13 protein-coding genes are annotated in these 14,305 nt (G+C 61.8%); 2 read left to right on the top strand and 11 right to left on the bottom strand.

Annotated elements, in window-relative coordinates:
• Position 1: 1 nt before the first annotated feature.
• The 5 genes from rfbC to V3B48_RS03360 form a co-directional block, all read right to left on the bottom strand.
• Positions 2-580, bottom strand: a complete 579-nt coding sequence (gene rfbC / locus V3B48_RS03380) for a dTDP-4-dehydrorhamnose 3,5-epimerase (RefSeq protein WP_125892883.1) — start codon at positions 578-580, stop codon at positions 2-4.
• Between the two features lie 27 nt (positions 581-607).
• Positions 608-1,675, bottom strand: coding sequence for a CDP-glucose 4,6-dehydratase (rfbG, locus tag V3B48_RS03375; RefSeq protein WP_329893175.1), 1,068 nt, complete (start codon positions 1,673-1,675; stop codon positions 608-610).
• A gap of 4 nt (positions 1,676-1,679) precedes the next feature.
• On the bottom strand, positions 1,680-2,456 hold the full coding sequence (gene rfbF / locus V3B48_RS03370) for a glucose-1-phosphate cytidylyltransferase (protein ID WP_329893174.1): 777 nt from the start codon (positions 2,454-2,456) through the stop codon (positions 1,680-1,682).
• A 133-nt stretch (positions 2,457-2,589) separates the two neighbouring features.
• The gene (locus V3B48_RS03365) at positions 2,590-3,726 is read right to left on the bottom strand and encodes a glycosyltransferase (RefSeq protein WP_329893173.1); all 1,137 of its coding nucleotides are present in this window, start codon (positions 3,724-3,726) and stop codon (positions 2,590-2,592) included.
• A gap of 111 nt (positions 3,727-3,837) precedes the next feature.
• Positions 3,838-5,259 carry an undecaprenyl-phosphate glucose phosphotransferase gene (locus V3B48_RS03360; RefSeq protein ID WP_329893172.1) on the bottom strand — a complete coding sequence of 474 codons (1,422 nt, stop codon included), beginning with the start codon at positions 5,257-5,259 and terminating at the stop codon, positions 3,838-3,840.
• Positions 5,260-5,573: 314 nt separating this feature from the next.
• Here V3B48_RS03360 and V3B48_RS03355 point away from each other — a divergent pair, with 314 nt between their 5' ends.
• Together V3B48_RS03355 and V3B48_RS03350 are read left to right on the top strand one after the other, a co-directional pair.
• Entirely contained in the window at positions 5,574-6,014 is a 441-nt protein-coding gene (locus tag V3B48_RS03355; RefSeq protein ID WP_049421330.1) for a low molecular weight protein-tyrosine-phosphatase, read from the top strand.
• 38 nt (positions 6,015-6,052) lie between these two features.
• A complete protein-coding gene (locus V3B48_RS03350; RefSeq protein ID WP_329893171.1) occupies positions 6,053-8,281 on the top strand; it encodes a polysaccharide biosynthesis tyrosine autokinase in 2,229 nt (742 codons plus the stop codon).
• 190 nt (positions 8,282-8,471) lie between these two features.
• Here the strand turns inward: V3B48_RS03350 and V3B48_RS03345 are convergent, their stop codons facing one another.
• From V3B48_RS03345 to V3B48_RS03320, 6 genes are all read right to left on the bottom strand, one after another.
• Positions 8,472-10,592 (bottom strand): YjbH domain-containing protein, encoded by a 2,121-nt coding sequence (locus tag V3B48_RS03345; RefSeq protein WP_329893170.1) that lies wholly within the window; start codon positions 10,590-10,592, stop codon positions 8,472-8,474.
• The gene (locus V3B48_RS03340; RefSeq protein ID WP_329893169.1) at positions 10,592-11,365 is read right to left on the bottom strand and encodes a capsule biosynthesis GfcC family protein; all 774 of its coding nucleotides are present in this window, start codon (positions 11,363-11,365) and stop codon (positions 10,592-10,594) included. Before V3B48_RS03340 ends, V3B48_RS03345 begins: the two co-directional genes overlap by 1 nt.
• On the bottom strand, positions 11,362-12,054 hold the full coding sequence (locus V3B48_RS03335; RefSeq protein WP_329893168.1) for a YjbF family lipoprotein: 693 nt from the start codon (positions 12,052-12,054) through the stop codon (positions 11,362-11,364). Before V3B48_RS03335 ends, V3B48_RS03340 begins: the two co-directional genes overlap by 4 nt.
• A 13-nt stretch (positions 12,055-12,067) precedes the next feature.
• Entirely contained in the window at positions 12,068-13,174 is a 1,107-nt protein-coding gene (locus V3B48_RS03330) for a polysaccharide biosynthesis/export family protein (protein WP_329893167.1), read from the bottom strand.
• An 88-nt stretch (positions 13,175-13,262) separates the two neighbouring features.
• Positions 13,263-13,571 (bottom strand): hypothetical protein, encoded by a 309-nt coding sequence (locus V3B48_RS03325; protein WP_010484749.1) that lies wholly within the window; start codon positions 13,569-13,571, stop codon positions 13,263-13,265.
• 109 nt (positions 13,572-13,680) lie between these two features.
• On the bottom strand, positions 13,681-14,271 hold the full coding sequence (locus V3B48_RS03320; RefSeq protein WP_329893166.1) for a phosphatase PAP2 family protein: 591 nt from the start codon (positions 14,269-14,271) through the stop codon (positions 13,681-13,683).
• Positions 14,272-14,305 lie beyond the last annotated feature (34 nt).

Genomic DNA, 14,305 nt, shown 5'->3' with positions numbered 1-14,305 from the left:
TTCAGCTCCGCGGGAATGGGGTGTTGGTGACGGCAGTGTTCAGGTGCCATGCCGGGTCGAAGTCTGGAGCACTGGCGTCTTTCTCGGAGATCGAGAGCGGCGTGTGCGGGAACTCCACATCGAAACGCGGATCATTCCAGCGGACACAGCGCTCGTTCTGGCCGTCGTATGCCGCACTGACGAAATAGAGCATTTCAACGTCGTCGGTGAGGGACATGAAGCCGTGGGCGCAGCCGCGAGGCACGTACATCATCCGGCGGTTCTCCGCGCTTAGTTCTGCGCCGAACCATTTGCCGAAGCTGGGTGAGTCAGGGCGTAGATCAAGCACGACGTCGTACAGGCTGCCGGCCGTGCATTTGACGACTTTCACCTCGGCAGAATCGCCGAGCTGATAGTGGAGACCGCGCAGGGTGTGGCGTGCCCGGGTGAACGAGGTGTTGAACTGCAGAAAGTTCGTCTCCAATCCATGCTCGGCGAACTCGTCTTGACAGAAGAGGCGCGAGAAGAAGCCACGATCATCGCTGCGGGGCTCCAGATCGATCAGGTACACGCCATCCAGCGGGGCGAGGGTGAACTTCATGGTGTCGTTTCCTTTCCGGAGGCGCGCTCAGCGCGTCGCCAGTCTTTCGTACTCAGAGATCTGGGCAAGGGTGAGGGCGGTGGCATCCTGCCCTTGGTGTTGTTGGATGTACCAGTCAGCAGACCATTCGACGGCTTGGCGCCCGGTCAGGCGTGGATACCAGCCGAGCACGCGGGTGGCCAACGAGGCGTCCAGAGTCAACATCTTCATTTCGACCGGATTGTCACCTTCGTCCAGGCGCCATGTTTCGTGCATGCCAAGTGCCTTTCCGAGCGTCTCAGTGACCGCCTGAACATTCATGGGCGAATCTGTCGCGGGCGCAAGGTTCAGCGCATTGGGGAGCGCCGCGGCAGCGTCCGATGCCAGTGCCTCGACATAATCAAGGTAGCCGGACACAGGGTCCAGGACATGCTGCCATGGCCGAGTGCTGCCGGGGTTGCGCAAGGTCACCGGCTGTCCGGCGAGCATGGCGCGCCAGATGTCGGGAATCAGGCGATCCTCTGACCAGTCGCCGCCGCCTACCACGTTGCCGGCACGCGCCGTGGCCAAGCGGATCCCGGCATCTTCGAAATAGCTCTGCCGGTAGCAGGAGACAAGTTCCTCACACGCTGCCTTGGAGCTGGAGTAAGGGTCGTGACCGCCCAGTGGATCGGTTTCAATGAACGGGCGGCCCGAGTCGTCATTCATATAGACCTTGTCCGTGGTGACGACGAGGATCGCGCGCAGATGAGGTGCGCGGCGAAGCGCGTTCAGCACGTGCAGCGTACCCATGACATTGACGTCATAGGTTTCTGCTGGCTCCCGATAGGAGCGACGTACCAAGGGCTGAGCTGCCATATGGATCGCCACGGTCGGATCGCAGGCATCCACCGCTTGCTGGAGCGCGAGAGGGTTGCGGATGTCGCCGATGGTGGAGGTCATGCCCGTGGCGTTGCCGATCAGGTCATGAAGATTGGGAGTGGTTTCGGGCGCCAATGAGTAGCCGTGCACTTTGGCGCCCATGCGGGCCAACCAGAGCGCGGTCCAACTGCCCTTGAAGCCAGTGTGCCCGGTGAGAAATACGCGTTGCTTGCTCCAAAAAACACGGTTCGGCATATGCTTAGTCCCAGATCTTCCATGGGGCCTTGCCGGCGTCCCAAAGCGCTTCCAGAGACTGTTTGTCCCGGAGTGTGTCCATGGGCTGCCAGAAGCCCTTGTGTTCGAAGGCGGCCAGCTGGCTATCGCGTGCCAACCCTTCCAGCGGCTCGCGTTCCCATATCGTGCTGTCACCCGCGATCCGGTCAATGACGCGAGGGTGTAGCACGAAGAACCCGCCGTTGATCTGTGCACCGTCACCGGCCGGTTTTTCCGTGAACTCTGTGACCTTTCCGTCCCGGATGACCGTGGCACCAAAGCGGCCCGCCGGGCGTACCGACGTCAGCGTGGCGGCTTTGCCATGGGCGTTGTGGAATGCCAGCAGCGAGGTGATATCGATATCGGCAACGCCATCACCGTACGTCATACAGAACGGCTCATCCTTGTCGAGGTACTCGCGAACGCGGCGTAGTCGGCCGCCGGTCATCGACTCGGTGCCGGTATCCACGAGGTGAACCTTCCAAGGCGGAAGTTGCGAATCGCCGTTGAATTCCAACGAGCGTTTGGCAATGTCGACCGTGATCGAGGAGTTGTGCAGGGCATAGTTCGCGAAGAACTCCTTAACGTAGTAGCCCTTGTATCCCAGGCATACGATGAACTCGTTGATGCCATGTGCCGAGTAGATTTTCATGATGTGCCAGAGGATCGGATGGCCGCCGATCTCAACCATCGGCTTCGGTCGCACGGCCGTCTCTTCGGCCAGACGCGTTCCCAATCCTCCCGCGAGGATGACTGCTTTCATGCTTTCTCCTGGAAATTTCTCGACAAATCGTGTTCAGTCGTGTTGCTTCCGTGCTGCAACCTGTGTCTATGCAGCTCCCAAGTGCGGAATTCTCGCACCGTCGCTATCTTCCCGTTGGGCATGCTGCCCGCTTTCAACGGGACTTCGCCGGATTCCACACTGCGAATGTCTGACCTCGTACTGCGCGCGCCACCCCCTGCAGCGTGGCCAGCATGGCGAGCACGACCTCAACAAGTGAGGAGAGGGGGCCCCTGGTCGTCTTCGTGCCTACGATGGCCACGGCGATGAGCGCGAGCACGCTCACCATCCCAAGCACGGGCCAGAGCAGGCTGAGGGAAGCCACGCCTGCCGCTGTACCGGCCAGCAGGAAGGCTCCGCCGAACCAGCGCAGCGTCTTGTGCGAGAAGTAGCGGAATCGGTTGTCGAACTTCATATTGCGACGCTTTGAGGTCAGCAGGGTGTGGGTGTGAAACGCGCGCGCGGAAATGCGCACCTTGCGCGCAAATTCGTCGGCGCGCACCGAAACAAGCTGCTCATAGGCAACGACATCGTTGCACTTGATCAACCGCAAGCCCTTGAAGACAACTTCCATTGAGACCGTGAAATCGTCGAGTACTGTATCGGGAAAGCTCGGATACAGTGCCGTGCGGATTGAGAAGATGGAGCCATCCGCGCCCATCACGCTGCCGCTCCGGGACTCGAGGTCCTTGATCTTCTCTTCCAGCCGCCAATAGAGCCCGCCCACAGCCGCAGTTGCCGATCCATCTGCGCCAAGATAATGGAGGGCGCCGCAGACGCCGCCAACCTCTTGGTCGGCATAGCATGCGAAGAGCGCGCGCGGTGCCTGAAGATCCAGCAGCACATTGGCGTCAGTAAAGATGAGGAAGCGGGATGTTGCCTGGCCGGCCATCAGCTTCATGCCGTGCGCCTTCCCGTTCCTGCCGCCGCCGCGCACCAGCGTGACGAACGGCGCGCCTTGCTCGATCAGGTCGGCGGTCCCATCGGCAGAGCCATCGTCGAAGGCCATGAACTGCATCGCGGGGTACTGCTTGCGCAGTTCCCTTAGATTGGCCAGCTTCTGTGGCATGGCGGATGCTTCGTTGTAGGCGCAGAACAGCAGGGTGAAGTCAGCACCATCCCCGCAATCCGGTGGGCCCTGGCGAACGGGCCGAACCTTCCAGGCAGCCAGCACCGTGGGGTAGATGAGGTAGGGGTAGATCACTGCCAGAACGCAGGAGGCCGTGAATAGGATGAGCAGGGTAATGAGCATGTCGTGGAATAAAGGGGCGTTGGCAGGCAGGCCGGTACATCGAAAGAGCTCGCGTCGTAACACGCTGTCAGGTGTGCCACCTCAGGCGCTAGTTCCGGCGCGACAGATTTCTCAGTATGCGTTCTTGTGCACGAATCCCTTGAACAGAGTCATGAGAACGATCTTCAGATCAAACGAAAGCGACCAGTTCTCGATATAGAACAGATCACATTCGATGCGCTTGTGAAGATCGGTGGAGCCCCGCCAGCCGTTGACCTGTGCCCAGCCGGTGATGCCCGCCTTCACCATGTGTTTTTTCATGTAGGACGGAATCTCGTGCTTGAACTTGTGCACGAAGACCGGCCGCTCCGGCCGCGGTCCAACGATCGACATGTCGCCCAGGAGGACGTTGATGAACTGTGGCAGTTCATCGAGACTGGTCTTCCGGAGGAAGCTGCCCACGCGGGTGGCGCGATTCTCGCCGGCCTTCGCCCACACTGCGCCAGACGCGCCCTCGGCGTCGACCGGCATCGAGCGGAACTTCAGCATCCAGAACGTCTTGTTGTTCCAGCTCATCCGCTCCTGCCGATAGAAGATCGGGCCTGGGGAGCTCAGCTTCACCGCTACCGCAATCCCGAGCATGATCGGGGAGATCATGATCAGGATGAGGCCGGCAAGGATGCGGTCTTCCAGGGCCTTGATCAGGCGGGCGCCGCCCTGAAGGGGGGTCTGCTGAAGATTGATGACGGGAAGGCCCGCGACCTGCTCGACGGAGTGGTTCAGCAGGTGCAGCCCGAACATGTCAGGTACGAATTTGATATCGGCAGTGGAATGCTGCAGCTGAGTCAGGGCAATTGCGATGTTGTCTTCGTCGCGCATCGGCAGGGCAATCCACACCTGGTCGATATGATTGGCCTCCACATACGCGCCGAGCCCTTCCAGATCGCCCAGTCTGCTTGCGTGCTGCACGCTGCCTCGATCAGACGGGGTCGCGAACCAGCCGCGCACATCGATGCCTGCCCAGGTCGCCGATCGCAAGGAGCTGACAATGTGCTCCGAGTCAGTAGTGGCACCCACGATGACAGCGCTGCGGAGGTCTGCGCCACGAGCTCGGATCCAGCCCGCGATGCCTCGAACGCCAATTCGGAGGGCAAATGCGCCAGCCAAGCTCAAGCCAAACCAGGTAGCAAGCCAGATGCGCGAAAGCTCATCCGTGACTTGGATCGCGGTCGAGTAGGCGAGAAGACCGCCGAAAATCACGACGAACTTCATCAGTACTTTGCCGAACTCGGCGAGCAGCCCGCGCCCGCGCCAGCTCTCGTACAATGATGAGGATCCAAGGACGAGAAGTGCGAAGAGAATGGTGATGGAGACCAAACGGGCATAGTTCATCGGCATGTGCAGGTCGCCGAATCTCACCGCGTAGGCGGCCAGCGCGGCTACCACCAGAACAATCGGGTCTCCGACCCGTAGCGCCAGGCTGAGCGCGGGGGCAAACCTGTTTCCTGAAGCGTTCCAGAGCCCGGTGTGGTGCCGTGCAGGCATGTAAGACATGTCGATTTCTTCCTTGTAGAGGGTCCGTGCATCCAGCAATCGCCTCGCTGCCGGGGAGGCTGGCGGCGCCGATCCGGCCGTCAGTCCAACCAGTTAGCTGTTACAATCGATCACACGATGATAACAGAACCTTCACCAAGGCGTGACCTGCGTCCGGATTTCCGGGGGTAGGGCTAGGTGCGGCGCCCCATCGGCTTGGTAGGGCTGGGTTCAGTTACACCCTTATGTCAGGTATGCTGCTTGGCTAACTTTCGTATGCGAAGCGTTGGTGGCTGACGTATGCACCTTACGTCGCCCCGCCAGAGGATTGGCCCATGTTCAACAAGGTGCTGTTGGTCTGCATCGGAAACATCTGTCGAAGCCCAACCGCAGAAGTGCTCATGCGGCACCAGCTTCGGGACCGCACAGGGGTAGAGGTCTCTTCCGCAGGGCTTCAGGCATTGGTCGGTCGGCCGATAGATGAAACCGCAGGAGAGCTGCTTCGGGAGAAGGGGCATGATCCCAGCGCCCATCGAGGACGTCTGGCGACACCGTCTGTGTTGGCGGCGGCTGACCTGGTGCTGGTGATGGAGCAGTCCCATGTGGCGCGAATCGCCCGCGAGGTTCCTCAGGTGAGCGGCAAGACGTTCCTGTTGGGGCATTGGGATGGAAGGTCGGAGATCCCCGATCCCTACCGTCAGCAGCGAATTGCGTTCGAACACGTCTACGGTTTGATCGAGCAGGGCGTGGCCCGCTGGGCCAGCCACATCAAGTAATTGCCGCACTGGTGCGGTTTTTTCAAGAAACGGAAGCTATGACCAAGGAAACCAGTGCGCGGCCCGTCCGCGAAGACGACGAGATTGATCTGCGGGATCTGCTGGGCGTTCTCATTGACCGCAAGTGGTGGATCCTGGGAACAACCTTCCTGTTCGCGCTGGTTGGCGCCGCCTACGCTATCCTGACGCCGCCAGTGTATCGGGCTGAGGCCACGGTGCAGGTTGAGTCGAAGATGCCCACCATTCCGGGTCTTGCAGATCTGACCTCTCTGGGCGGAGGCGGTAGTACTGCATCCACCACCGAAGTTGCGCTGCTGACCTCGCGTACGATTGTCGGTACTGCAGTCGACAAGATGCAGCTCGAGACGGTCATCGAGCCCCGGCGTTTCCCATTGGTGGGGGGGCTGATTGCACGTCGTTTCTCGGGTGAGACCGGGGGCGAAGTGGCGGCTCCGGTTCTGGGGCTTTCCAGCTATGGCTGGGGCGGTGATGAACTGAAGATTCACCGCCTGGATGTTCCGGCCCGGTTGCTCGACGAACCGATGACGCTTATCGCCGGCGACAAGACTGGGGAGTACTCGCTGCATGATGACGAGGGCGAAGCCATTCTTGCCGGCAAGGTCGGTATGCCCGCCGAGGCGCGGGGAATCAAGATTGAAGTCGCGAGTCTGAATGCCAATCCGGGCATGCGCTTCACGCTGACCAAGCAGCGTCGCCTCGATGTCATCGCCGGGCTGCAGGAAAACATCCGTGCATCCGAACAGGGCAAGGATTCTGGAATCCTCCGCGTCAGCTATGAAGACACCGATGCGGATCGTGCGCAGGCGCTGGTGCAGAACATTGCTGAAGCGTATGTGCGACAGAATGTCGACCGAGGCTCGGCCGAGGCAGCAACGCAGCTTGCCTTCGTGAAAGACCAGCTGCCAACCGTGCGCAAGCAGGTTGAGGACGCGCAGGCGGCAATGGCGGCTTACCAGTCCCGTTCGAATTCCGTCGACATTACGATGCAGACCAAGGGCCTGCTCGAGCAGGAGGTCGCCGTTGAGGCCAGCATCCAGCAGCTGCGTCTGAAACAGGCGGAGATGGATCGCAGCTTCACGCGCGAGCATCCGGCCTACCGTGCGATGCTGAACCAGATCGGCGAGCTTGAGGCTCGCAAGAGTGGCTTCCGTCGTGAAGTGAGCGCACTGCCTGATACGCAGCAGGAGCTGCTTCGACATACCCGTGATCTGCAGGTCAGCAACGAACTGTACACCGCGCTGTTGAACCAGGCGCAGCAGTTGGATGTTGCGCGGGCCGGTACGGTTGGTAATGTCCGGATCGTTGATGACGCGATCGTCGATATCAGCAAGCCGGTGAAGCCTCGCAAGCCGCTGATTGTTCTTGTGGCGTTCCTGTTGGGCGCATTCCTGTCCACGGCCGCGGTTTTCCTGCTCCGAATGCTCAATCCTGGCGTGGAGGATCCGGCGCAGATCGAGGAACTGGGGCTGCCGGTGTATGCGGCCATTCCGCTGAGCAACTCGCGGAATCTACTGAAGGTTCAGAAGGGCAAGGGCGGCAAGAAGCGCGTGGTGGCAGATGGCCGGTCCCACCTTCTGGCCGCCGCCGAGCCTGCCGACCTGGCAGTGGAGGCATTGCGTAGCCTGCGCACAAGCCTGCACTTTGCAATGCTCGAGGCCAAGAACAACATTCTGGCCATTTCGGGCCCGCGGCCCGGTGTCGGCAAGACCTTCATTTCGGCAAACCTGGCGGCTGTCGTCGCTCAGGCGGGGCAGAAGGTTCTTGTCGTCGACGTTGATATGCGAAAGGGTACCCTGCACAAGGTGCTGGGCGTGTCGCATTCCGGGGGCTTGTCTGATGTTCTGGCCGGCAAGGTGACCCTGCAGGATGCGATTCATGCTGTCCCAGGCCTGGAGAACATGCATTACATCACCCGCGGTGATATTCCGCCGAACCCATCCGAGCTGCTGATGCATCCGCGGTTCCTGCAGCTGCTGGAGGGTCTGGCCAAGGAATACGACCTGGTGATCGTCGATACGCCGCCGATTCTTGCGGTCACTGACGCCGCCATTGTCGCCAACCACGCAGGCTCTACCTTGATGGTGACTCGATTCGGCGTGAACCAGCCGAAGGAGATCGAGCTTTCGATGAAGCGCTTCGAGCAGAATGGCGTGAAGGTGAAGGGCGCGATCTTCAATGCGGTGGAGAAGCGTGCCACGGGCTACTACAGCTACGGCTACTACGAGTACGCCTCAAGCGAGAAGTAATTGCCCGGACGGGGTCAGCTAAAGGGCTTTCCCCTCCGAGAGACAGAAAGGGCCGGTTGCATGTGCAACCGGCCCTTTCTTTTGGCTGCAGGAGACTGGAGCAGCGTAAGCAAACGAGAAGGGCCGGCTGCGCTGGCAGTCGGCCCTTCCTTGGTTTCTGTCGATTGGAGAGGGTGCCCGCCGTCAGTCGTCAGTCGTCAATTCTGTCGAGATTGTCGAAGAAGAAGTCCGGATCCCGCTCTGAGGTCAGCTGGTACAGCGCATAGCTTCGGCTCAGGCGTGCGCCGCCGTCCCTGTACAGCGGATTCCATGCGAACGTCGCACGCGCGCGTGTGGATCGGGGCAGCAGGAAGTCGAAGGGAATCGAGATGAAGATGCCCTTGTCGAAGCTGCCTTCGCCAAAGTCCTTGGACGAAACGTCGGTCTTGGTGGCGTACGCGCCCATGTTCACGCCGTTGTCGAAGGCGCGCGCGACCGAGATCGTAGCGCCCCAGTCCTTCGCCAGGTAGCGGCCAGCGCTGATCATGCTGGTGATCTTGTGCTCATCGCCCCACTGGTAGTAGAAGCTGGCGTGGCCGGTAGTGGTGCTGTAGTCACGGAAGCTGAAGCGCTGATCGAAATCGCGCTGCTTCACCCAGTTCAGCTCGGCACCCACAGCCCAGCGCTCGTTGAAGGGTCGGTAGAGGATCTCGCCACCCACGCCGCCGTACATGGCCTCGAACAGGCCGGCGTAGGCCGAGCCATACAGATCCTTGCCCAGCTGATGATTGCTGGTGAACTGCAGGTTGGTCAGGGTCAGGTCTTCCGTAGTCAGGTACTTACGGATGTTGGTGCGGACCCGGGGCAGGTTGCTTGGCGCGTCGTAGCGGAAGCGGTCGTAGTTGTTGTACGCGTTGTAGCTGGCCGTTCCACTCAGCCAGGTATTCCGCGTGAAGTGGAAGTTGGCCGAGTAGGTGCCTGCGACTTGGAACAGGAAGAAGCCATCCGGTCCACCCAGCTGCTGCTGGTATCCAATATTGAACGCGCCGTCATAGCGTCGAAGTGGGGCCACATAGAGGCTCTCGCGACGCTGCTGCGCAGGCGCTGCCTGCTCGATGTGGCCTGCCAACTCGCTCAGCGGGGTGCGATTGTCGAGGTAGCTGTTGAAGGTGCTGCGCTCAATGCTGCTTTCCACGATGGGTACGCCCAGGCGGGTGTTCTCGATCGTGAACCAGCTGGTATCGGATGGCAGTTCGGAATCCAGGATGCGTGCCGCTCGACCAACGCCCTGCGCCGGGTAGTAGAACCGCCGCTGTTCACCGCTGACGATGACTTCCGATCCACGTCGGCTGATGCCTGTGACACGGAGGCCGGCGTTCTCTTCCAGGGTCCGGCTCAGGGCGGGCCAGTCGATGTCATCCATTGACTGCGCCGAGGGTGCCGCGGTTGCTCGGGCAACCGGAGGCGGATCCAGCAGCTTGGGCGTGGATTTCGCTCGTGCCACGTTGCCGCGCAGGGTAATGCCGAACATGGCTGTGTCGCCGCGTTCCCAGCCAAGATGCAGTTGCACGTTGGGATTCACGGCATAGCTTGCGCCCAGATTGATTGGGCTCTTCTGCGTTTGATTGTTGTTCTGTGGTTCGCGCTTGTAGTCGTTGCCGTCGTACTCAAGCTTCAGCTGCAGGGGTTCCCAGGGTGTCTGGTAGGCGATGCCACCGAAGATGCCGACGGGACCGCGGAACATGCCCTTGCTGTTGAAGTTGCCGGTGCCCTGCGCGCGTGGGCGCTCTTCAAAGCGGTCGCTGATTACCCGAAGCGGGTTCGAGAAATCGCCTCGATTACCGATGTAGCCGGTGGCGAGGCCGAGGCTCGCATCAACTGGCCCGAACCGCTTGCTCGCTACCAGGTACTCGCTGGAGAACAGGCCGGTACCACCGATATCGCGGAAGCCTGCGGATACCTCGGGGGCCCATCGGCTTTCCTGCCACAGCCGGACCTTCAGGTCGATGGATTTGTCCTTGTAGTTCTGCTTGCCGCTCAGCCACTCCGGACCATAGCGTCGGTTCGCTACCGATACATAGCGGAATGCGCCTTCAACCCATGGCAGGGGCTGCATCACCACGTTGTAGCGACTGTAGGGCGAGGTATGGCTTGCGGTGAAGCTCACCTCGCCGTCGTCGGCCATGCGTGCGGTGGGGGTCTGCAGCAGACCAACGCCGCCCCAATCGCTGGCGGTGGGGGCGGGGGCTGTTTGTGCGTGCAATACAGCGCTGACGCTCAGGCTGAGAAGGGCAACACTGGCGCGTGCCAGTGGGATGGAGCGGTGGCGCATCAGTATGAAACTCCGGGTGCATCCAGCACCTGGGTGGCAAGGAAGCGCACGGCATCCTCGTTGACATCGGGGGCAATAGTGCGGATCTTCGCAGCGCTCAATGGTACGTAGATCACAGCGCCGGGCGCCGGGCGCACGGGCGCACTGCGGTTCCACAGGGCCACGCCGAGTTGCTGCACGTTGCCATCGGGCTGGATGACGTAGAGATCATCCCGGCTCGCTGCTGGCAGCAAGGCGCACGCGTTGCGGTAGCTTCGTGCGTCAAGTGTGGCTTGATGCTGTAGCTTGCACGGCTGTACGACCGCGCCAACAACCTGCACGGTTTCGGGTCGGCCGGGATAGACGACGCGGTCGCCGGCCAGCGCGGGTCGATTTTCCGCGGCACTCGCTTCCAGGCGGCGCGGATCAAGGAGCTGCGGTTCGCGTCCGGTCACTGGCAGGTCACCGAGCTCGCGCGCCAGCTGTGCGGCCGCGTCGGCAAGCTCCGGAGCATCCTGCTGGGAGGCGAGTGTTTCAAGATCGAAGAGCAGGCCCGCTTTGAGGCGGGTCTGTGGCGTCAGTGCACGTTGCCGAAGAAGGGCGGCGCCCAGCATATAGGCTTCTTCTTCCGGCGCTGCAGCAAGTGCGGCTGCGCTGAGGCGGGCCTCGGCGGGAAGCGTGTGCATGCCGGGATTGCGAACATGACCGGCCGCTTCGACGTTGATCGGCGATGAGGCATGCGCATGTGAGGCCAGCGCCAGTGCCAGCCCAAGGATGATCGGTCGCAGTGTCATCGGTTCTGCAGGTCCTGCGAGTAGGGCTTGAGCTGGACAACTTCAAGGCTGGTGTCGGGTGCGATGGCCTGGATGCTCTTCCAGATGAACCCGTTGGCAGGATCGACCCAGTAGTGGTTGTCGCGCTTCCAGCCGTCGCCCTGAAGCCGCTCCCGCACGTGCAACAGCTCGCGCTCGCTCTCCAGGATCTGGACCTTCTCTTTGCCCAAGGTGGCCAGGGTGCCGGTGACGTTCATTCCATACCTGTAATCAGGCATGACGTCATAGCGACGCTGCACGGTCGTGCCGTCTGCTATCCGGTGCAGTGCGTGGAAGGGGGAATCCCCTTCGAGCGTCATGTCCTGCAGTTCCGGGTTGCTGCCGTGGGTGCCGACGACGATGCCATCCCTGAGAAAGACGATGCTTCGCTCGGAGCTGTACCACGCCTGGCGTCCGGAGTCGATGTTGCCAAGCACCAGAACGGCGCCACCCGCTGGACCGGTGACCTTGATCTGCGGGAATCGATTAGCGGCCACCTCGGTGGCCGTGGGTTCCACGTTGGGCTTGCCCTGCAGCGCCATCTGCACCGACTTGACGCTGGTCTTGCCCACAACGCCGCAACTGGTTGCGGTGATGAGTACAAGCAAGGCCAGTGCCACGGGGCGCTGGCGATTCGCTTGTCGGGTGGCAGCCTGAGCGATCCTGCTCATGGTGCGGGCCACCTTACTTGTCCAGGTCGCTGCGCGCGCTGGCGGCGTTGCTGATGATGGAGGTGAACGGCAACAGCTGGTTCACGAACCGGCTCCAGCGGGTCACGCCAGCGGCACCGACAAACACGACATCGCCGGGCTGCAGGTCGAACTGGCTGGCCACGGCAAATGCGGTCGGTGACTTGGCTTCCAGGTGGAACACCTGCGACGGAGTGCTCTGCAGATCATTCGAACCGCGGATCACGTAGACAGCGTTGCCGTTGGAGGTGGTCTGCAGCAGGCCGCGCGCGCGTCCAAGTGCCTGGCTCAGGGAAATTTCGCCGGTCTTGAAGTTCATTGCGCCGGGCTGGTTGACTTCGCCGACCACGAAGACTTCCTTGTGATCGAGGTAGGGCACGTAGATGTGGTCCCCTGCCTTGAGGAACACGTTGGTGTCACCGCCGCCGCTGCGGCCCAGTCGGTCGAGGTCGATGGTGTACGTTGTTCCATCGCGGGTCAGGCGAATGCCGGACAGATCGGCCTGTGTCGGATCCAGGCCTGCCTGGCTGATGGCATCGCCCATGGTCAGCGGGGTTACCGTCAGTGGAACAGTGGCGGCCTGGCGCGAGGCGCCGGTGACCCAGACGCGCTGGCTGGCGTAGGTCAGCATCGACACGTCCACCTGCGGCGCTTCGATGTAGCGCGCCAGCTTGGTCGTGATCTCTTCGCGCAGTTCGCCGGGCGTCTTGCCCGTGGCGGTGATCTTGCCGATGTAAGGGTAGAAGAGCGTGCCGTCGGACTGCACCAGGCGACCCGCGGCGTTGAGCTGCTGCTGCGGGCCTGCCGGCACCGTCAGTTCCGGATGATCCCAGACAGTGATGTAGAGGATGTCGCCGGCGCCAATGCGATACGGGCCCGGTTGATATTGGGTCAGGGCAGCGGGGATCGTCGCGACATCCCGGGTGGCGCGCTCCATGGCAATCAGCTTGGGCGTGATCGGAATCAGATCGATCTGGTCGTTGCCAATGGGCTGATCATCGCGAGCGAAGGTGCTCGAGCGAAGATGCTGGCCTGGCGCCCACATGCAACCGGTCAGGGTGAGTGCCACCGTCATTGTGGCTACGAAACGCTTGCAGTCCATCGAAATCTGTTCCTGGCCCGATCGGGCATGAAAAAGCCCTCGCCGAACGTCGCCCGGCGAGGGCGGGGTTACTGCTTCGGCGGACCGATCAGTTGGTGCCGGTAGTGCCGGTGGTCCCGGTCGTACCGGTGGTGCCGGTCGGCGGGTTGGTGGTGCCGGTACCGCCGTTGTTGCCCGCGTCGTCCTTGCTGCTGTCCGCAGCAACGCTGTACAGCACGCCGGCAGCGGCGATGCCCAGACCCACGGTAGCGACGGTGGTCAGGGTGCCGGTGGCGGCAGCGCCAGCAGCTTCAGCGCCAGCAACTTCAGCGCTGGTTTCGGCGGCGACAGGAGCTTCCTGAGCGAACACCGGCGAGGACAGGCCCAGCAGGGCCAGGGCGGCAATCATCTTCTTCATCTACGGGGTCTCCTACTCCGTGAGGGAAATTTTTCCACCGCTATGTTGGCTGCTATTCATTTGCCCTGTCAAGGAACGTGAAGGAAATGTGGGGTCGCCCTGGCGATTCTCAGAAGTGTTGGAAGATCTCAGCCCTGCCGGAGATGAGCTTGGCTAGTGCAATGACGAGTTGGTGCGTATGGACGTCCGGCAAGGCGAGCGGCAGGACCATTCCCGCGAGTACGGCAGCGACAACAGCCGCCGCAGGGGCGCGACCGACGGGTGATGCGGCCTGCAGTGCCCACGTGCTGCAGCTCAGCCCAAGAGCCAGCCCGGCAATGACTTCCGAAAGGCTATGGGCATGCAGCGGGATTCGTGACCAGGCAATGGCGGTGGCCAACAGCGCGCCGATTACCAGGCCGATCGCCCGTGCGCGCTTGCCGGGGCCGGCAAGCAGTACACCAACGACCGGATAGACGACACTGGACATCGCGGCGTGCCCGGAGAAACCGGTGAAGTGCACGCTCTTGATGCCAATCCCCCAGCCCATGAAGGCCAGCTTTGAGGCAAGCGTAACGCCGGCGGTGACGGCGATGGCCAGCAGCCATCGCCATTTCAGGCGTGCGTCTGCACGGGGCAGGGTGATCAGTAGCACCAGGGCCATCGGCAGCAGCCAGCGGCTGTCGCCGAGGGCGGAGAGTGTTCGCCAGACGTCGGACATCCTGTTCACAACGGGTCGCGGCGGGCCAGCATAT

The organism is Stenotrophomonas sp. SMYL20 (genome assembly GCF_036320045.1).
In the GTDB taxonomy this organism is placed as follows: Bacteria; Pseudomonadota; Gammaproteobacteria; order Xanthomonadales; family Xanthomonadaceae; genus Stenotrophomonas; species Stenotrophomonas maltophilia_A.
The sequence above is the reverse complement of the archived record's forward strand: the minus strand, read 5'-3'. Positions and strand labels throughout refer to the sequence as shown.

Bases quoted from the DNA above. Each gene is read 5' to 3' on its own strand.
- V3B48_RS03320 (WP_329893166.1), bottom strand. From the start codon at position 14,271: ATGTCCGACGTCTGGCGAACACTCTCCGCCCTCGGCGACAGCCGCTGG.
- V3B48_RS03340 (WP_329893169.1), bottom strand. From the start codon at position 11,365: ATGACACTGCGACCGATCATCCTTGGGCTGGCACTGGCGCTGGCCTCA.
- rfbC (WP_125892883.1), bottom strand. From the start codon at position 580: ATGAAGTTCACCCTCGCCCCGCTGGATGGCGTGTACCTGATCGATCTG.
- V3B48_RS03345 (WP_329893170.1), bottom strand. From the start codon at position 10,592: ATGCGCCACCGCTCCATCCCACTGGCACGCGCCAGTGTTGCCCTTCTC.
- rfbG (WP_329893175.1), bottom strand. From the start codon at position 1,675: ATGCCGAACCGTGTTTTTTGGAGCAAGCAACGCGTATTTCTCACCGGG.
- rfbF (WP_329893174.1), bottom strand. From the start codon at position 2,456: ATGAAAGCAGTCATCCTCGCGGGAGGATTGGGAACGCGTCTGGCCGAA.
- V3B48_RS03360 (WP_329893172.1), bottom strand. From the start codon at position 5,259: ATGTCTTACATGCCTGCACGGCACCACACCGGGCTCTGGAACGCTTCA.
- V3B48_RS03330 (WP_329893167.1), bottom strand. From the start codon at position 13,174: ATGGACTGCAAGCGTTTCGTAGCCACAATGACGGTGGCACTCACCCTG.
- V3B48_RS03335 (WP_329893168.1), bottom strand. From the start codon at position 12,054: ATGAGCAGGATCGCTCAGGCTGCCACCCGACAAGCGAATCGCCAGCGC.
- V3B48_RS03350 (WP_329893171.1), top strand. From the start codon at position 6,053: ATGACCAAGGAAACCAGTGCGCGGCCCGTCCGCGAAGACGACGAGATT.
- V3B48_RS03365 (WP_329893173.1), bottom strand. From the start codon at position 3,726: ATGCTCATTACCCTGCTCATCCTATTCACGGCCTCCTGCGTTCTGGCA.
- V3B48_RS03325 (WP_010484749.1), bottom strand. From the start codon at position 13,571: ATGAAGAAGATGATTGCCGCCCTGGCCCTGCTGGGCCTGTCCTCGCCG.
- V3B48_RS03355 (WP_049421330.1), top strand. From the start codon at position 5,574: ATGTTCAACAAGGTGCTGTTGGTCTGCATCGGAAACATCTGTCGAAGC.